The organism is uncultured Azohydromonas sp. (assembly GCF_937926365.1).
Taxonomy (GTDB): Bacteria; Pseudomonadota; Gammaproteobacteria; order Burkholderiales; family Burkholderiaceae_C; genus Azohydromonas.
In genome coordinates this window covers 21,118-37,075 of the sequence record NZ_CALAOH010000123.1, presented here as the reverse complement: position 1 = coordinate 37,075, position 15,958 = coordinate 21,118, and the positions used below count along the sequence as shown (strand labels likewise).

Below are 15,958 nucleotides of genomic sequence, written 5' to 3'. Positions count from 1 at the left end.
TGCGACGCCATCGGGGCCAAGTCGCCGCCCTCCCACCAGCGGCGCACACTCGCCTCCCGTCCTGCGCAACGCAGGGCGCCGTCGCATTGACCAAGGAGGCTGAGATGTCCATTCCTTCGCGTCTATCGGACTACCTGAACCAGCACGGCACCCGCTACGACGTCTGCTGGCACCCGCACAGCCGCAGCAGCGCCGAGACCGCCCGCGCCGCGCACGTGCCGCCCGGCCAGCTGGCCAAGGCGGTGATGCTGGAAGACCCGCACGGCTGCGTGATCGCGGTGCTGCCCGCCGACAAGAGCGTGATGCCCCACGAGGTGGCGCAGCTGCTGGGCCGCCAGGAGCTGCGCCTGGTGGAGGAGCGCCGCCTGGGCGAGCTGCTCGACGGCTGCGAGCCCGGCGCCGTGCCGCCCGTGGGCATGGCCTGGGGGCTGGAAACCATCGTGGACGACGAGCTGGAGCAGCGCGAGGTGATCTACTTGGAGACCGGTGACCACGAACAGCTGCTGCGGCTGTCGCAGGACCAGTTCCACGCGCTGATGCACGGCGCGCGCTGGGGCCGGATCAGCCGGGCGCAGATGCATTGAGAGCGAAGCGGGCCCGCACTCGGGCCCACCACCGTGGCCCGTGCCTCCCGGCGGGGGCCGCGGCTGCCCCTCGATGCCTCGCTTGAAGCGGCCTCAGGCCGCCCGCAGCGCCCGCGTCACCTTCGAGCCCGGCTCGCGCCCCAGCACGCCGCTGATCCAGACCGAGGTCTGCGCCAGTTGCTGCAGGTCCACGCCGGTGTCGGCACCCAGGCCTTGCAGCAGGTACACCACGTCCTCCGTCGCGACGTTGCCCGAGGCGCCCTTGGCGTAGGGGCAGCCGCCCAGGCCGGAAACCGAGGCGTCGAAGACGCGCAGGCCCAGCGCATACGAGGCCGCCACGTTGGCCACGGCCATGCCCCAGGTGTCGTGGTAGTGGCCGGCGAGCTGCGCCACCGGCACGCGCGCGGCCACCGCCTCCAGCATTGCCGTGACGCTGGCCGGGGTGCCGGTGCCGATGGTGTCGCCCAGCGACACCTCGTAGCAGCCCATGCCGTGCAGCCGCGCCGCCACCTCCGCCACCCGCAACGGCGCCACCGGCCCCTCGTAGGGACAGGCCACCACGCAGGAGACGTAGCCGCGCACCTTCACGCCCGCGGCGCGCGCGGCCTCCATCACCGGCTCGAAGCGGATCAGCGATTCGGCGATCGAGCAGTTGATGTTCTTCTGCGAAAAGCTCTCGGACGCCGCCGCGAACACCGCCACCTCGGTCGCGCCGGACTCCACCGCCGCCTCCAAACCCTTGAGGTTGGGCACCAGCACCGGGTAGTTCACGCCCGGGCGGCGCGGCAGGCGGCGCATGAGATCGGCGTGGTCCGCCATCTGCGGCACCCACTTCGGCGAGACGAAGGCCGTGGCCTCGATGTCGCGCAGCCCCGCGTCGGCCAGCCGCGCGATCAGCTCCAGCTTCACGTCCGTGGGGACGGGCAACTTCTCGTTCTGCAGCCCGTCACGCGGGCCGACCTCGACGATGCGCACACGGTTGTCGCTCATGACTGCTCTCCGAATTCCACCAGCTCCGCCCCGTCGGCGACCTGCTCGCCCGGCGCGTACCGGAACGCCTTGACCACGCCCTGCCGCGGCGCGGTGATGGTGTGCTCCATCTTCATCGCCTCCAGCACCAGCAGCGGCGCGCCCTTCTCGACCGTGGCGCCGGGCTGCGCCAGCCACGCGATCACCTTGCCCGGCATGGGCGCGCGCAAGCCGCCCTCGGCCTCGTCGCCGCCGCCGCCCACGTGCAGGCTGTCCACCAGGCTCAGCGGCCAGCTGCGGCCCTCGAAGAAGACGTGGCGCCGCTCGCCGGCCGCGATCACCGCCGCGTGCAGCCGCCGCTCGCCCAGCTGCACCAGCAGCGCGCCATCGGCGCCGGGCGTGGCGCGCGCTTCCACCGCGGGGCCGCCCTCCAGCCCGATGCGCCAGGCATTGCGCGGCAGCACCTCCACCGCCACCGCCTGCAGCTGCTCGCCCAGCCGCAATTGCAGCCGCCGCTGCGCGCGGCCGTTGAGGCGCCAGCCGTCCAGCGCGGCCCAGGGCGAATCGGCCGCGGCACTGCGCTCGGCCGCCTTCTGTGCCTGCCGCAGCTCGCGCTGCAGCTCGGCCAGCGCGGCGATCAGCCACACGCTCTCGGGCACCTCGCGCCCGGGCGGGAACAGCGCTTCCTGCTCGCGCTCGATCAGCCCGGTGTCGAAGCGCCCCTGCGCGAAGGCCGGCAGCGCCACCAGCCGCGCCAGGAACTCCACGTTGTTCTGCACGCCCACCACGCGGAACTGCGCCAGCGCCTGCCGCATGCGCGACAGGGCCTGCGTGCGGTCGGCGCCCCAGACGATGAGCTTGGCGATCATCGGGTCGTAGTGCGGCGTGATCTCGTCGCCCTGCTCCACGCCGCTGTCGATGCGCACGTGCTCGCTCTCGGTGGGCGGCGACAGGTGCAGCAGCCGGCCCGTGGAGGGCAGGAAACCCTTGTCCGGGTCCTCGGCGTAGATGCGCGCCTCCAGCGCGTGGCCGTCGATGGAGAGCTGCTCCTGCGCCAGTGGCAGCGGCTCGCCGGCGGCCACGCGCAGCTGCCACTCCACCAGGTCCAGCCCCGTGATCATTTCCGTCACCGGGTGCTCGACCTGCAGCCGCGTGTTCATCTCCATGAACCAGAAGGAGCCGTCGCCCTGGGCGATGAACTCCACCGTGCCCGCGCCCACGTAGCCCACGGCCTTGGCCGCTTCCACGGCTGCCTGGCCCATGGCGGCGCGGCGCTCGGCCGTCATGCCCGGCGCGGGCGCCTCTTCCAGCACCTTCTGGTGGCGGCGCTGCACCGAGCAGTCGCGCTCGAACAGGTACACGCAGCGGCCGTGCCGGTCGGCGAAGACCTGGATCTCGATGTGCCGCGGCTGCAGCACGTACTTCTCGACCAGCACGTGCGCGTCGCCGAAGGCGTTGGTCGCCTCGCGCTGGCAGGAGGCGAGCGCAGCCTCGAAGTCCTCGGCGCGGTCCACGCGGCGCATGCCCTTGCCCCCGCCGCCAGCGCTGGCCTTGATGAGCACCGGGTAGCCGATGGCTTGCGCCTGCGTCGCCAGGAAGGCGGGGTCCTGGTTGTCGCCGTGGTAGCCGGGCGTGAGCGGCACGCCGGCCTTCTGCATCAGCGCCTTGGCGGCGGACTTGCTGCCCATGGCGCGGATGGCGGACGCGGGCGGGCCGATGAAGGCGACGTCCGCGGCCTCGCAGGCCTCGGCGAACTCCTCGTTCTCGGACAGGAAGCCGTAGCCGGGATGGATGGCCTCGGCGCCGGTGGCGCGCGCGGCCTCCAGGATGCGGTCGCCGCGCAGGTAGGACTCGCGCGCCGCGGCCGGGCCGATCAGCACGGCCTCATCGGCCAGGCGCACGTGGCGCGCGTTGGCGTCGGCCTCGGAATACACCGCCACCGTGGCGATGCCCATGCGCCGCGCCGTGCGGATCACGCGGCACGCGATCTCGCCACGGTTGGCGATCAGGATTTTCTTGAACATCTCACTGCCCTCCCACCCACCCCGCCGGCCGCTTCTCCAGGAAGGCCGCTAAACCCTCCTTCGCCTCCGGCGTGGCCCGCAGCGTCGCGATGCGCCGTGCCGTGTCCTCGATCACGGCCGCGTCGATGGGCCGGTCGGCCACGGCGCGGATCAGCTCCTTGGCGGCCGCCTGGGCCTTGGGCCCGCCGGCCAGCAACGCCTGCACCACCTGGTCCACCGCCGCGTCCAGCGCATCGGCCGCGGCCAGCTCGTGCACCAGCCCCAGCTCCCAGGCGCGCTGCGCCGTGATGCGCTCCGCCGTCTGGAAGTAGCGCGCGGCCTGGCGCTGCCCGATGGCGCGGATCACGTAGAGGCTGATGGCCGAGGGAATGATCCCGAACTTCACTTCGGACGTAGCGAAAGACGCCGCCGTGGAGGCGACGCAGATGTCGCAGGCCGAGGCCAACCCCATGCCGCCGCCCAGCGCCGCGCCGTGCACGCGCGCGATGGTCGGCTTGCCGCAGGTGGCGATGGTGCGGAACAGCTCGGCGAGCTTGCGCGCGTCCTCCAGGTTGGCTTCCAGCGGCGCGGCGCTCTGGCGCTGCATCCAGTTCAGGTCCGCGCCGGCGGAAAAGCTCTTGCCTTCGCCGGCCAGCACGATCACGCGCACGGACTCGTCGGCGTCGAGGGCCCGGAAGGCCTCGGTCAGCACCGCGATCAGCGCCTCGTCGAAGGCGTTGTGCACCTCGGGCCGGCTCATCACCACGCGGACGACGCCGCCGGCACGTTCGATCTTCAAGGGTTGAGTGCTCATCACGGCCTCACATGCGGAACACGCCGAATCGGGTCGGCTCGATAGGCGCATTCAGCGCCGCGGACAGCGACAGCGCCAGCACGCGGCGCGTCTGCGCCGGGTCGATCACGCCGTCGTCCCACAGCCGCGCCGTGGCGTAGTACGGATGGCCCTGGTCCTCGTACTGCTGGCGGATCGGCGCCTTGAACGCCTCCTCGGCCTCGGCGCTCCAGCTCTGGCCCTTGGCCTCGATGCCGTCGCGCCGCACCGTGGCCAGCACGCTGGCGGCCTGCTCGCCGCCCATCACGCTGATGCGCGAGTTCGGCCACATCCACAGGAAGCGCGGCGAGTAGGCCCGGCCGCACATGCCGTAGTTACCGGCGCCGAAGGAGCCGCCGATGATCGCGGTGATCTTGGGCACCTGCGCCGTCGCCACGGCCGTCACCATCTTGGCGCCGTCCTTGGCGATGCCGCCGTTCTCGTACTTGCGGCCCACCATGAAGCCGGTGATGTTCTGCAGGAACAGCAGCGGGATGCCGCGCTGCGAGCACAGCTCGATGAAGTGCGCGCCCTTCTGCGCCGACTCGCCGAACAGGATGCCGTTGTTGGCCACGATGCCCACCGGCATGCCGTGCAGCGACGCGAAACCCGTCACCAGCGTGCTGCCGTAGCGCGCCTTGAACTCGTCGAAACGCGAGCCGTCCACCACGCGCGCGATGACCTCGCGCACGTCGTAGGGTTTCCTCGTGTCGCGCGGAATGATCCCGTACAGCTCCTCCGGGTCGAAGCGCGGCGGCTCGGCGTTCTGCAGCGCCACCGTGTTGGGCTTGCGGTGGTTGAGCCGCGCCACGATGCGCCGCGCCAGGTACAGGGCGTGGCCGTCGTTCTCCGCCAGGTGGTCCGCCACGCCGGAGATGCGCGTGTGCACGTCGCCGCCGCCCAGGTCCTCGGCGCTGACCACCTCGCCGGTGGCGGCCTTCACCAGCGGCGGGCCGCCCAGGAAGATCGTGCCCTGGTTGCGCACGATCACGGTTTCGTCGCTCATCGCCGGCACGTAGGCGCCGCCGGCCGTGCACGAGCCCATCACCACCGCGATCTGCGCGATGCCCTGCGCCGACATGTTGGCCTGGTTGAAGAAGATGCGGCCGAAGTGGTCGCGGTCCGGGAACACCTCGTCCTGCTTGGGCAGGAAGGCGCCGCCCGAGTCCACCAGGTAGATGCACGGCAGCCGATTTACTTGTGCGATCTCCTGCGCCCTTAAATGCTTCTTGACGGTCATCGGGTAGTAGGTGCCGCCCTTCACCGTCGCATCGTTGGCGACGACCATGCACTCCACCCCTTGGACACGCCCGATGCCCGCGATCACGCCCGCGCTGGGCGCGTCGCCGTCGTACATGCCATGCGCGGCGAGCTGGCCGATTTCCAGGAAGGGGCTGCCCGGGTCCAGCAGCTGATCGACGCGGTCGCGCGGCAGCAGTTTTCCTCGCGCCGTGTGCTTGGCCCGCGCCGCCTCGCCGCCACCCTGGGCGGCCCGGGCGGCCTGCTCGCGCAGGTCCTCCACCAGCGCGCGCATCGCGGCGGCGTTGGCCTTGAACTCCTCGGAGCGTGGGTCGATGCGGCTGTCCAGCGCCTGCATCACAGGGTCTCCGCGAACAGCTCTCGGCCGATGAGCATGCGGCGGATCTCGCTGGTGCCCGCGCCGATTTCGTAGAGCTTGGCGTCGCGCCACAGCCGCTCCACCGGGAACTCCTTGGTGTAGCCCACGCCGCCCAGCGTCTGGATCGCCTCGCCCGCCATCCAGGTCGCCTTCTCGGCCGAGTACAGGATCGCGCCGGCGGCGTCCTTGCGCAGCGTGCGCGCGTGGTCGGCGGAGTCGCAGGCGCGGCCCACGGCGTAGACGTAGGCGCGGCAGGCCTGGTGCGTGGTGTACATGTCGGCCAGCTTGCCCTGCATGAGCTGGAACTCCCCGATGCTCTGGCCGAACTGCTTGCGGTCGTGCACGTAGGGAATCACCGCGTCCATGCACGCGGCCATGATGCCCAGCGGGCCGCCGGAGAGCACGGCGCGCTCGTAGTCCAGCCCGCTCATCAGCACTTTCACGCCGTTGCCCACGCCGCCCAGCACGTTCTCCTCGGGCACCTCGCAGTCGTCGAAGAACACCGGGAAGGTGTTGGAGCCGCGCATGCCCAGCTTGTCGAGCTTCTCGCCGAAGGACAGGCCCTTGAAGCCCTTTTCCAGGATGAAGGCGGTGATGCCCTTGGGGCCGGCCTCGGGGTCGGTCTTGGCGTAGACGACGAGGGTGTCGGCGTCGCCGCCGTTGGTGATCCACATCTTCGAGCCGTTGAGCACGAAGCGGTCGCCCTTCTTCTCGGCGCGCAGCTTCATGCTCACCACGTCCGAGCCGGCGCCGGGCTCGCTCATGGCCAGCGCGCCGACGTGCTCGCCGCTGACCAGCTTGGGCAGGTAGCGGTCCTTCTGCGCGGCGGTGCCGTTGCGGTGCAGCTGGTTGACCGCGAGGTTGGAGTGCGCGCCGTAGGACAGGCCCACCGAGGCCGAGGCGCGCGAGACCTCCTCCATCGCCACGATGTGGGCGAGGTAGCCCAGGTTCGTGCCGCCGTACTCCTCGCTCACCGTCATGCCGTGCAGGCCCAGGTCGCCGAGCTTCTTCCACAGGTCGGCGGGGAAGAGGTTGTCGCGGTCGATGGCCGCGGCGCGGGGAGCGATCTCCTTGGAGGCGAAGTTCGCGACCGTGTCGCGCAGCATGTCGATGGTTTCGCCGAGGCCGAAGTTCAGGCCGGGAAGCTGGGTCATGGCTTGTCTCCTTTGGTGCGCTGGTGCCGAGGGCGAGCGTAGGCCCGCGCGCGGCACGGCGGCGGCCAGCTGGGTTGCAAAAGCTGCCAAACTTGCAGGTGATCATGAGCACGCCCCCCGCCGTCACCCCCATGGCCTTCGTCCGGTGCATCGTCCTGGCCTTCGAGCGCCGGGGGATGGACCCGGCGCCGACGCTGGCGGCGGCACAAATCACGCCAGCGGAGCTGTGCGATCCGTTGGGGCGCATCACGGCGCTGCAGATGGAAACCGTCTCCGCCGCCGCGATGCAGGCGCTGGACGACGAGGCGCTGGGCTGGTTCGGGCGCCGCCTGCCCTGGGGCAGCTACGGGATGCTGTGCCGCGCCAGCACCGGCGCCGCGACGCTGGGGCTGGCGCTCAAGCGCTGGTGCCGGCACCACCGGCTGCTGACGGAGGACGTGCTGCTGGGACTGGAGGTGAGAGAGGACGCGGCCCACCTGTCCATCACCGAGCACCGCGCGCTGGGCGAACTGCGCGAGTTCTGCCTGGTGACATTGCTGCGCTACGTGCACGGCTACGCCTGCTGGGCGGTGGACTCGCGCATCCCGCTGCTGGAGGCGACGTTTCCCTTCCCCGCCCCGGCGCATGCCGACGCCTACGCCCACATGTTCCCCGGGCCGGTGCGCTTCGAGGCCGGCCAGGCGGGCTTCAGCTTCGATGCGCGCTACCTGGGGCTGCCGCTGCGCCGCGACGAGGCGGCGCTCAACGGCATGCTCAAGCGCGCGCTGCCGCTGACGGTGCGCCAGTACCGGCGCGACCGGCTGCTGGCGCAGCGCGTGCGCGAGCGGCTGCGCCAGCAGCCCGGGGCGAACGCGGACGAGGTGGCGCGATCGCTGTTCCTGTCCACGCGCAGCCTGCACCGCCAGCTGCAGGAGGAAGCCACCTCGCTGCAGGCGCTGAAGGACGCGGTACGGCGCGACATTGCCGTGGAGCTGCTGCTGCGCAGCAACCGCCCCGTCAAGCAGATCGCGCTGGCGGCGGGCTTCGACAACGAAAAGAGCTTTACCCGCGCCTTCAAGGGCTGGACGGGGGAATCGCCGGCGGCGCTGCGGCAGCGGGCGACACAGGGAGCAGGGTGAGCGCAGCGGCACCCGGCGTTGCGTCCCGACGACAACTTCCGCCTTTCGCCAAGCCCGGGTACCGCCGAAGCGCCGTTCTTAACCCGGCCTTCATTCCGGCCCCCGCATCATGCCGGCCATGAATATCCCGATGGTCGATTCCTGCCGCCGCGGCCTGGCCCTGCTGGGCCTGGGCGCCGCCCTTTCCTTGTCCTTCTCCACCCCGGTCCGGGCCGACGGCCATGAGCGCGCCGGCACCGCGCTGAGCTGGGCGCTGCCCGCCGGCGTGGCCGGCTACGAGCTCTACCAGGGCGACCGCGAAGGCGCGCTGCAGTTCGGCAAGGCCTTCGTGGTGACCCTGGGCGCCACGGAGGTGCTCAAGCGCACGACCGGCGTGGACCGGCCCAACGGCAAGGACGACGATGCCTTCCCCTCCGGCCACGCCGCGCGTGCCTTCTCGGCCGCGGCCTACGTGCACCGGCGCCACGGCATCGAGGCCGCGTGGCCGATGTACCTGGCCGCCGGCTACGTCGGCTGGACCCGCGTGCACGCCGATGAGCACCGCTGGCGCGACGTTCTCGGCGGCGCCGCGCTCTCGGCGGCGGCGACCTGGTGGCTGGTGGACCCGAAGCAGGAGCGGCGCGTGACGGTGCTGCCGCTGATCGGGCCGCACGGCGCGGGGGTGGAGGTGTCGGCGCGGTGGTGAGGGGCGGAACTCTGGCGGCACCTATATCAAAACGGATATAGTGACTGCTCATGAAGCCCATCACCTTCCTCGGTGACTCCCTGAAGGCGGTGCGCGAGTTTCCGAGCGATGCGCGGCAGGACACGGGCTATCAGCTCGACTTGGTACAGCGTGGCAAACAGCCGGACGACTTCAAGCCGATACCGGCGGCCGGGGCCGGCGTCGAGGAACTGCGGGTGTGGTGCGAGCAAGGCACTTTCCGCGTGATCTACCTGGCGCGGCTGCCCGAGGCGGTCTATGTCCTGCATGCCTTCCAGAAGAAGACGCAGGCCACTCCCAAGGCGGAGATCGAGCTGGCGGCCCGGCGCTACCGGGACTTGATGAGGAGCCGATGATGGAAGTGCAGACCTTCAGCAACGTGTTCGACGCATTGGCCGACACGCCCGAGGAAGCGGCGAACCTGCGGGTGCGGGCCGAGCTGGCGCGGGCCTTGTCGGCGCTGGTGGCCAGCGAGGGCTGGACGCAGGCCGAAGCCGCGCGGCGCTGCGGCGTGACGCAGCCGCGCATGAATGACCTGCTGCGAGGCCGCATCAGCCGCTTCTCGCTGGATGCACTGGTGAACATGGCCGCCGCCTGCGGCCGTGAAGTGCACATCGAGTTGCAGCCCGCCTGACGCTCGCGCACCACACGTCGACCCGCGTGGCGGGCACCCCATCTGCTGGCGCCGCCCTCAGCTCTGGAGGAGCCGACCCGTGAAGCTGATCACCTGGAACATCCAGTGGGGCCGCGGCACCGACGGCCGCGTGGACCTGGAGCGCATCGTGGCCGACGCCCGCGCGCTGGCCGACTTCGACGTGCTGTGCCTGCAGGAGGTGGCCGATGGCTGGCCCCGGCTTCCCGGCGGCGCGGCCGGCAACCAGTTCCGCGCCCTGGCCCTGGCGCTGCCGGGCTTCACCGCCGTCGAGGGCGTGGCGGTGGACGTGCCCGGCCCGGCGGGCTCGCGCCGGCGCTTCGGCAACCTGCTGCTGTCGCGGCTGCCGGTGCTGCAGGTGCTGCGCCACCAGCTGCCCAGGCCGGCCGCCCCGGGCGTGCCCAGCATGCCGCGGCTGGTTATCGAGGCCACGCTGCGCGCGCCCTTCGGGCCGCTGCGGGTGATGACCACGCACCTCGCCTACTACGCCCAGTCTCAGCGCCTGGCGCAGGTGCAGCGGCTGCGCGAGCTGCAGCAGGAGGCCGCGGCGCATGCGCGGCAGCCGCCGGCGGCGCAGGAAGGCCCGTTCCTGGTGCTGCCGCGTGGCGGCGCCGCGCTGCTGGCGGGAGACATGAACTTCAAGCCCGGCTCGGAGGAGTACCGCCGGATGCTGGCACCCTTCCCCGACGCCACGCCGGCCTGGCTCGATGCCTGGGCGCTGCTGCATCCACAGGAGCCGCACCCGCCGACCTTCGCGCCGCACGAGGGGCCGGCGCCGGAGCCGCCCTACTGCTGCGATTTCGTGTTCGCCAGCGCCGACCTCGCGCCGCGCCTGCGCGCGCTGCGCGTGGACGCGCGCACGAGCGCCTCCGACCACCAGCCGCTGCTGCTGGAACTCGATTGACCGCTTGACCAACCACCCCGGGAGACCGCCATGTCCATGGACGCACTGGAGACCATCGTCATTCCCCGCAGCTCGGAACTGGGGGACGGCTTCACGGTACGCCGCGCGCTGCCCTCGGCCGAGCGGCGCATGGTGGGACCCTTCGTGTTCTTCGACGAGATGGGGCCGGTGAGCTTCGAGGCCGGACGCGGGCTGGACGTGCGTCCGCACCCGCACATCGGCCTGGCCACGGTGACGTACCTGCTGGAGGGCGAGATCCTGCACCGCGACAGCCTGGGCGTGGTGCAGCCCATCCGCCCCGGCGAGCTGAACTGGATGACGGCCGGACGCGGCATCGTGCACTCCGAGCGCACGCCGGCCGAGCGGCGCGACGGCCGCAGTCCGCTGGCCGGGATCCAGCTGTGGGTGGCGCTGCCCAAGGCGCACGAGGAAGTTGAACCGTCCTTCGTGCACCACGGCGCCGGGGAGCTGCCGCAACTGGAGGCCGGGGGCTGCAGCCTGCGCGTGATCCTGGGCGACTTCGAGGGCGCGCACTCGCCCGTGCGCACGCTGTCGGAGATGTTCTACGTGGAGGTGCGGCTGGCACCCGGCGCGCAGCTGCCGCTGCCGCCGCTGCACGAGGAGCGCGCCGCCTACGTGATCGAGGGCCAGGTGTCAGTCAACGCCGAGGACGCGACGCAGGGACACGGGCCGCGGCAGCTGCTGGTGTTCAGGACGGGCGAACCGGTGGTGCTGCGCGCGCTGGAAGAGCCGGTGCGCCTGGTGCTGCTGGGCGGGCCGGCGATGGACGCGCCGCGCTACGTGTGGTGGAACTTCGTTTCCAGCTCACGCGAGCGCATCGAGCAGGCCAAGGCCGACTGGGCCACCGGGCGCTTCCCGGCGGTGCCGCAGGAGACGGAGTTCATCCCGCTGCCGCAGAGCCGGCCGACGCCGCCGGTGAGCTATCCCTGAGCGGCACGCCGGGCCGCGGGTGACGAAGGTCCCTTTCGCCGCCCGGCCCCCGCGCGAAGGTTGCACGCCGGCGGCCCAGGCCGCCGGATGCTTCCGCAACCATGCAACGGAGGTCCCATGCCGCTCAAGAACTACGGTGTCCTCAAGGGCCGCCCCATCAACCGGCAGGCTCAGCACCCGAAGTCCGGGCAAGCGGACCTAGACAAAGGCGTGACCTGAGCCCCTGCAAACAAAACCGCCATGATTTCAATCAAGACTTCAAGCTTGCAGCAGCCCCAGCGCACGCACTCGGTCGATTCGGCTCGGCCATCTTCATGGCGCGCCACCGGGCATTTGCTGGCCGGTGCCGCCCTGGCCTTGTCCAGCCTGGTTTCGGGCTGCGCCACCCTGCCCGGTACGGTGACGGAAAAGGTGGAGGAGTGACAAACCGAATATGTGCTGGTGCGCAACGGGCCGCAGGTGGTAGTGTTCGAAAACGGCCTGGGGGCGAAGCTGGGTAACTGGGACAAGGTTTTCCCTGAGATATCGAAGAACACTACCGCCTTCGCCTACAACCGCCCCGGCTATGGCGACAGCGATCCGGCCACCACGCCGCGCGACGGCGAGCACATCGTGGAGGAATTGCGCGCGCTGCTGAAGAGCAAAGGTTTAAGGCCGCCCTACGTGCTGGTCGGCCACTCGGCGCCCGAGGCGGTCATCGATGCCATTCGGTTGGTGCTGAAGGCTTCGGAGGAGGAGATTTCCCTGCGCTGACACCCAGAGCGGCCAGGAGGAACCATACCGCCGCGACACTGAGTCGGCTCAGTATTCCCCAAAGAGCGTTGTGCTCTGGCAGTCCGCCTGGCCTTCTCTCGATTTCTTGTGGCCTGGTTTGGTTTTAGGTGCTGGGGAACGTTTCTCGGCTTCCGCCCGCTCGTGGTTCAGCACCAGAAGCCGCCGCAGCAATTCCCGCCGCGCCGCGGGGCTGATGGTGAAGCGCACGCGGTCGTTTTCCGGCAGCGTTTCCACCTCGACGAAATCGTGGCTCAAATCCAGGTCCTGCCAGCCGTAGGCGTCGCGCACGGCGGCGTCCAGGGCAAGGTGCAGGCGGCGCAGCTCCAGCAGGTTTTCATAACCGGCTTGCGCAATGTCCGCCGGTTTCCTGCTGATTTTCTCGACCAGCGCCGGCGTCAGGGCCTTGGCATGGAACAGGTTATAAACATCCGTCAGGCCCAGCCACAGCTCGCGCATCAGGCGGCGGCGGTGTTCGTGGTAACGCTCGCCGATGGCGGCCAGCTCGGCGCTTGAAGCGTCCCAGAGCTTCGAAGGAAAGGGAAAGGTTTCAAAGCACTTGGAAGGCGAGTAGCGCAGATCCTGCTTCAGGGTGCCGCTGTATTTGCGGGCCCAGATTTCATGCAGGGTGGACTGGACGACGGCGTAGAGGTCCCAGCGGTCGGTGGTGAGCACAAAAATTGTATGCGTGAAAACTACACCCGTTTGCACTCTGGAAAAATTCAAATATTTCGTGTTGGCAGCCACGAGAAAACAGTTGTCAAGCCCTGATAGCTTCGACATCAACTTGGGCCGTGGTTCACCGTAAAGCCACCATTTTTCACGATACGCCACCCGATTATTCTTGGCACGCATTGGACGTACAAGCTGCTCAATGCGCTGAAACGGTTCCTTGTACCGGGCTGCGGCCTCAGCCGACCAATCGAAAAAATTAATTATCTTTCGCTCCGATTGTTGCAGAGGTTCGTTGTTGAGCTCCTGACCGTTCAGCAATGGAAAGATGACGTCAACATTTCTCTTGTCTGCATCAACAAACGCCTGCACCTCTTTGTCGCCAAGCACAAACCCATCGCCCAAGAAAATGCTACCCTGAAATAATTGTTCTGCATTGAAAAGCAAGTTCGAGGGCTGCTCTTCTTTTTCACCTTCTTCAAGAAAAGCATTAATTTGACAAACAGGTTGTCCATCGAGCACTCTTGGAACAACGGCCTCGCCATTGCAGACCGCAAGCATTGAAACAACCATATTTGCACGCCCAGGCCATTTAACGCCTCGCACCGCCAAATTGATGCATCCACCAAGGCGAATGACTTGCTCCAGCCCATCCTTGCGCACGTCACCATCCTTGATGGAGTTCGTGGCCAGCAGCGCCATGAACCCATCCTGGCGCAACAAGCCAAAGATGCGTCGGACGAAATACACCACCAAGTCGCTCAACCCGGCCGGCACATATTCCCATTTGACGTAATTGCAGAACGGGTACCCATACGTGCCGCTCAAATCCTGCCCACCCAAATACGGTGGATTCCCCACCACGCAATCGAACCCGCCCCGCGCCATCACCTCCGGGAATTCCAAGAACCAGTGGAAGAAGCGTTTCCTCTCGGCCACGGCCAGCGCCTCCTCCACCGCCACGCCTTCCGGCCGGCGCGAGCCCTGCCAGTAGTGGCGGAAAGCCTCCTCGGTGACATGCAGGTCGAGCCGGCCCGCGCGCTTGGGCACGTAGAACTGCGCGATCGGCAGCGAGGCCAGCTGCTTCATCAGCTGCGCTTGCGGCGAGTGCGACAGCTCGATGAAGCGCATTCTCTTGGCCTCCACCTGTTCCGGCGTGTGGTCTGGCATGGCGTCCAGCGCCCGCCAGCCCTCCAGCTCGGCCACCATGCGGCGCTCGCCCTCGGGGTCGAAGCCCAAGGAGCCCTGCCCCGCCCGTTCGGCCTTGTTGCGTTTTCGCAGTGCTGCAGCCGTTTCCTTGTCGTCACCCGGCAGGGTTTTGAAAGCCTCGTCCGGCACCCCGCGCCGGCCGATGTCCTCCCGCCGCCCGCTGCCCACGATCGCATTGCCGCACTTGACGTGGTGGTCCAGGAAGCTCAGCGGCTCGCCCGGCACGTGCGCCTCCAGCCACAGCGCCACCTTGCACAGCTCCACCGCCAGCGGATTCAGGTCCACGCCATAGATGCAGTTGCAGATCACCCGGCGCAGCGCGGCACGGAAGGCCGAGGGCGAGGGCTGGTCCTCCCTCGTTTCATGGATCGCCAACTCCGTGGCGATGCGCCGCGCCGCCGCCAGCAGGATGTGCCCTGAGCCGCAGGCCACGTCGGCCACGCGCAGGTCCAGCAGCGCGGCAACCGGGTCCGGCGCCTTCAGCCGTTCGGCGATCAGGTGGTCCAGCGAGTGTTTCAACAGCGGCTGGACCAACTCGTCCGGCGTGTAGTGCGAACCGGTGTTGGCGCGCTCGTCGCCGCGCCTGAAATCGAAGGCGGCCTGCTCGCCCTCCCACAGGATCGCCGGCTCGTATTCCAGCAAGCCCTCGTAGACGGCGCCGAACTCCTCCACGTTGAGCGCGCCGTAGTTGACGCGGATGAGCTGTCCGCTGTCCGGGTGCGCGTACAGGTTCAGCGCGCGCAGGGCCCCCAACAGCGCGTCGTTGCCCAGCGCGCAGCCGGCCAGGTTGGCGATGGCGCCACGGCCGAACAGCTCGCCGGCCAGCGGCGCCAGCCCCAGCTTGGCACCCGGCCCGCCGGCCTCGAAGAGCTCGAAGGTGGACAGCAGCGACGGCCACAGGTCCGCATGGCGGCGGTCGGCCAGGTGACGCTTCTCGCTCAGGCGGCGCAGGCGCTGCAGGCTGTAGTAGCGCTCGTAGATCTCGCGCCGCTGCGCCTCCACGCCGGGAGGGAAGACCAGGCCGCGCTCCTCGATCACCATCAGGAACAGCAGCCGGTAGATCAGCCGCAGCAACTGCTGGTAGAGGGCATCGGCGCCCAGCGCACCGCCGCGCAGCCGCTCGCGAAGCGCGGCGTTGGCCGGGTGCTGGATGAAACCGTTGGCCAGGCCTTTCAAGGCCTGCTCCACCGCCTGGGACAGGCCGGCGCGGATGCGTGAGCCCGCGTCCAGCGAATCCAGGTGGTAGCGCTCCAGCCAGCACTGCGCCGCCTCCTCGCGCCGCGCCGGCAGGCGGCTGGCGTGCAGCAGCCGGTACAGCAGCGCGAAGTCCGCGAACAGGCCGTCGCCGAAGATGCGTTCGAGGTCGAACTCCAGATAGCTCAGCTTGATCAGCCGCGAGCTGTCGCGCAGCAGGCGCAGCACGCGGCCGTTGGTCACCAGGCCATAGAGCTCGTCGGCCAGGTTCAGGTATTCCTGGACCATGGCATGCGCCGACATGCGCGGCGCGCCGGCGCGCGGCTCGGCCTTGCGGTCCAGCCCGGCCGGGTCGCGCCAGCCCAGCACCTGCACCACGGTGCCGCCGCGGTTCACCACGCGGTGCGACAGCGGATAGAGCTTGCCGTTGAGCTCGGTGTGCCGGGCCTGGAATTCGAGCTGGTAGGCCAGCAGCCCCAGCAGCGGCAGCACCCACTGCTGGCGCGTCTCGCTGGTGGCGGGGTGGTCCGGCGGCAGCGAGGCGAGCTTGCGCCGGAACAGGCGCCAGAGCTCCTGCGCGTCGGCCCAGGCACGTGCGATCTCGTCCTTGACCCGGGCGCTGCC

The 15,958-nt window shown here is 69.6% G+C and carries 15 protein-coding genes; 9 read left to right on the top strand and 6 right to left on the bottom strand.

Going from position 1 to position 15,958, the window contains the following annotated elements:
• Positions 1 to 104 precede the first annotated feature (104 nt).
• Positions 105 to 584 (top strand): aminoacyl-tRNA deacylase, encoded by a 480-nt coding sequence (locus tag Q0741_RS12855; protein WP_298233601.1) that lies wholly within the window; start codon positions 105 to 107, stop codon positions 582 to 584.
• A gap of 93 nt (positions 585 to 677) precedes the next feature.
• On the opposite strand, the gene Q0741_RS12850 is transcribed toward Q0741_RS12855, so the two are convergent.
• Genes Q0741_RS12850 through Q0741_RS12830 form a run of 5 tightly spaced genes read right to left on the bottom strand, consistent with a single transcriptional unit; the run spans position 678 to position 7,160 of the window.
• A complete protein-coding gene (locus Q0741_RS12850; RefSeq protein ID WP_298233600.1) occupies positions 678 to 1,574 on the bottom strand; it encodes a hydroxymethylglutaryl-CoA lyase in 897 nt (298 codons plus the stop codon).
• Positions 1,571 to 3,577 (bottom strand): acetyl/propionyl/methylcrotonyl-CoA carboxylase subunit alpha, encoded by a 2,007-nt coding sequence (locus tag Q0741_RS12845; RefSeq protein ID WP_298233599.1) that lies wholly within the window; start codon positions 3,575 to 3,577, stop codon positions 1,571 to 1,573. Before Q0741_RS12845 ends, Q0741_RS12850 begins: the two co-directional genes overlap by 4 nt.
• A 1-nt stretch (position 3,578) precedes the next feature.
• Positions 3,579 to 4,370 (bottom strand): enoyl-CoA hydratase/isomerase family protein, encoded by a 792-nt coding sequence (locus tag Q0741_RS12840; RefSeq protein WP_298233598.1) that lies wholly within the window; start codon positions 4,368 to 4,370, stop codon positions 3,579 to 3,581.
• A gap of 7 nt (positions 4,371 to 4,377) precedes the next feature.
• On the bottom strand, positions 4,378 to 5,985 hold the full coding sequence (locus Q0741_RS12835; RefSeq protein ID WP_298233597.1) for a carboxyl transferase domain-containing protein: 1,608 nt from the start codon (positions 5,983 to 5,985) through the stop codon (positions 4,378 to 4,380).
• Positions 5,985 to 7,160: an isovaleryl-CoA dehydrogenase gene (locus Q0741_RS12830; protein ID WP_298233596.1), complete on the bottom strand. Its 1,176-nt coding sequence runs from the start codon at positions 7,158 to 7,160 to the stop codon at positions 5,985 to 5,987. Before Q0741_RS12830 ends, Q0741_RS12835 begins: the two co-directional genes overlap by 1 nt.
• A 104-nt stretch (positions 7,161 to 7,264) precedes the next feature.
• On the opposite strand from Q0741_RS12830, the gene Q0741_RS12825 reads away from it, so the two are divergent.
• The 8 genes from Q0741_RS12825 to Q0741_RS12790 all read left to right on the top strand — a co-directional run bounded on the left by Q0741_RS12825 (position 7,265) and on the right by Q0741_RS12790 (position 12,241).
• Positions 7,265 to 8,278 carry an AraC family transcriptional regulator gene (locus tag Q0741_RS12825; protein WP_298233595.1) on the top strand — a complete coding sequence of 338 codons (1,014 nt, stop codon included), beginning with the start codon at positions 7,265 to 7,267 and terminating at the stop codon, positions 8,276 to 8,278.
• Positions 8,279 to 8,396: 118 nt separating this feature from the next.
• On the top strand, positions 8,397 to 8,963 hold the full coding sequence (locus Q0741_RS12820) for a phosphatase PAP2 family protein (protein WP_298233594.1): 567 nt from the start codon (positions 8,397 to 8,399) through the stop codon (positions 8,961 to 8,963).
• Between the two features lie 50 nt (positions 8,964 to 9,013).
• Positions 9,014 to 9,337, top strand: a complete 324-nt coding sequence (locus Q0741_RS12815; RefSeq protein WP_298233593.1) for a type II toxin-antitoxin system RelE/ParE family toxin — start codon at positions 9,014 to 9,016, stop codon at positions 9,335 to 9,337.
• Positions 9,337 to 9,615 carry an XRE family transcriptional regulator gene (locus tag Q0741_RS12810; RefSeq protein ID WP_298233592.1) on the top strand — a complete coding sequence of 93 codons (279 nt, stop codon included), beginning with the start codon at positions 9,337 to 9,339 and terminating at the stop codon, positions 9,613 to 9,615. Before Q0741_RS12815 ends, Q0741_RS12810 begins: the two co-directional genes overlap by 1 nt.
• A 79-nt stretch (positions 9,616 to 9,694) precedes the next feature.
• Entirely contained in the window at positions 9,695 to 10,537 is an 843-nt protein-coding gene (locus Q0741_RS12805; protein ID WP_298233591.1) for an endonuclease/exonuclease/phosphatase family protein, read from the top strand.
• A 30-nt stretch (positions 10,538 to 10,567) separates the two neighbouring features.
• Positions 10,568 to 11,488, top strand: a complete 921-nt coding sequence (locus Q0741_RS12800) for a pirin family protein (protein WP_298233590.1) — start codon at positions 10,568 to 10,570, stop codon at positions 11,486 to 11,488.
• Positions 11,489 to 11,728: 240 nt separating this feature from the next.
• Complete coding sequence (locus Q0741_RS12795) at positions 11,729 to 11,911, top strand: hypothetical protein (protein ID WP_298233589.1); 183 nt, start codon at positions 11,729 to 11,731, stop codon at positions 11,909 to 11,911.
• A 12-nt stretch (positions 11,912 to 11,923) separates the two neighbouring features.
• Entirely contained in the window at positions 11,924 to 12,241 is a 318-nt protein-coding gene (locus tag Q0741_RS12790; protein WP_298233588.1) for an alpha/beta fold hydrolase, read from the top strand.
• 48 nt (positions 12,242 to 12,289) lie between these two features.
• Here the strand turns inward: Q0741_RS12790 and Q0741_RS12785 are convergent, their stop codons facing one another.
• Positions 12,290 to 15,826, bottom strand: coding sequence for a type IIL restriction-modification enzyme MmeI (locus Q0741_RS12785; protein ID WP_298233587.1), 3,537 nt, complete (start codon positions 15,824 to 15,826; stop codon positions 12,290 to 12,292).
• Positions 15,827 to 15,958: the final 132 nt, after the last annotated feature.